Source organism: Anaeromyxobacter oryzisoli (genome assembly GCF_022690765.1).
In the GTDB taxonomy this organism is placed as follows: domain Bacteria; phylum Myxococcota; class Myxococcia; order Myxococcales; family Anaeromyxobacteraceae; genus Anaeromyxobacter; species Anaeromyxobacter oryzisoli.
The window spans coordinates 1-1,448 of sequence record NZ_JALCZA010000165.1; the positions used below are offsets into that span (position 1 = coordinate 1).

A 1,448-nucleotide genomic window follows, 5' to 3' on the forward strand; every position below is an offset into this window, starting at 1 on the left:
CGCCGGACGCCTCGCGGCGGACGGGCTCCGCCGCGCCCTGCTCGCCGCCCTCGGGCGCTCCCTCGGCCTGCGCCCGACCGCCGCCGAGGCGAGCGCCGCCGAGCGCGCCTGGCTCGACCGCGCCGGGGTCCCCCGCGGCCGGCGCGAGGCGTTCCTCGCGGCGCTCGGGCTGGACGAGGGCGCCACCCGGGCGCTCGCCGAGGACCTCGCGATCGAGGCGAAGGCGCTCGCCCTCGCCGAGCGGCTCGTTCCGGACGGACCGAGCTGGGAGGAGGGGCTCGCGCTCGCGGCGAGGCTGTCGGGGGCGTGGCTCGAGGAGGCGTCGCGGCTCGGGCTTCGGGAGAAGCACGCGAGGCCGGGCGCAGCCCCGAACGCGAACCCGAACTCGAACCCGGCCGCGAGCTCGGCCCCGACCGCTCTGCGCCGTTCCACGCCGCGCCGCCGAGCGCGGCCGCCACGTCGTTCGAGGTCTCGCCCGTGACGAAGAAGAAGGCACCCGTGGACGCGCCGGCCGGCCCCTTCAACCCGGCCTTCTCCGCCCTGAAGGACCGCCTCCCCGCCGGCTACACGCCGCCGGCGCCCGCGCCGGGCCCCGCGCCCGCGGCTCCTCCCGCCCCGGAGAAGGCGCCTGCGCGCGCCGTCGTCCGGATGGAGCGCAAGGGGCGCGGCGGCAAGGAGGCGACCGTCGTCGAGAAGCTCGACCTCGACGCGCGAGCGCTCGCCGCCTGGTCCGACGCGCTCAAGCGCGCCCTCGGATGCGGCGGCGGCGTCGAGGACGACGCCATCGTGGTGCAGGGTGATCAGCGGGAGCGCGTCGCGCGCTGGCTGGAGGCCCGCGGCGTCCGGAAGGTCACGCGGGGTTGAGCCCGGCGGCAGGCGGCGGCGAGCGCCGCGAGCCGCGCGCTCGTCGGGGGCGCTCGGTCGGAGCCCGCCGCGCCCGGGCCGGCTCGCGAGCTCCCGCGGGGCTGCCTCGGCTCGGGCGGATCCGCCGCGTTGCTGGGCGCGCTGCGGCTGCTCAAGCTCGAGGAGCATGCCGAAGCCGACCGCCGTCCCCGGGCTCGGGCCACGCACCCGCGTCTCCGTGGCGGGCCCGCTGCTCGTGCGGGCTCGGCTCGCCGACCTGCGCCGGTACGAGGGCGCCCTCTCCCGCGAGGGCGAGCCCGACCCGGACGCGGTGCACGACGCGCGGGTCGCCGCGCGGCGCCTCCGGGCCGCGCTCCAGCTCCTCGGCGACGCGGAGCTCCTCGCGCTCGAGCCGGAGGTGAAGGCGCTGCAGGACGCGCTCGGCGCGGTGCGCGACGTGCAGGTGCAGCGCGCGTGGCTCCGCGACGCGGCGCGCGGCGCGCGCGCGGCCGATGCCGAGGCGCTCGCGGCGGCGGTGGACACCCCGCGGCCGGAGCTCGAGCGGAAGCTGCGCCGCGCGCTCCGCGCCTGGCGCGGCGCGATCG

Annotated in this window: 2 protein-coding genes and 1 pseudogene; all 3 read left to right on the forward strand. The window is 80.3% G+C overall.

Features of this window, described 5'->3' with window-relative positions; genetic code table 11:
- A pseudogene (locus MNZ27_RS23160) lies at nt 1-481 on the forward strand (hypothetical protein); the annotation flags it as partial.
- Nucleotides 478-864, forward strand: coding sequence for a translation initiation factor (locus MNZ27_RS24145; RefSeq protein ID WP_242396425.1), 387 nt, complete (start codon nt 478-480; stop codon nt 862-864). The pseudogene MNZ27_RS23160 and the gene MNZ27_RS24145, both read left to right, overlap by 4 nt.
- Nucleotides 865-1,030: 166 nt before the next feature.
- On the forward strand, nt 1,031-1,448 hold a 418-nt coding region (locus MNZ27_RS23170), incomplete at its 3' end, for a CHAD domain-containing protein (protein ID WP_242396426.1).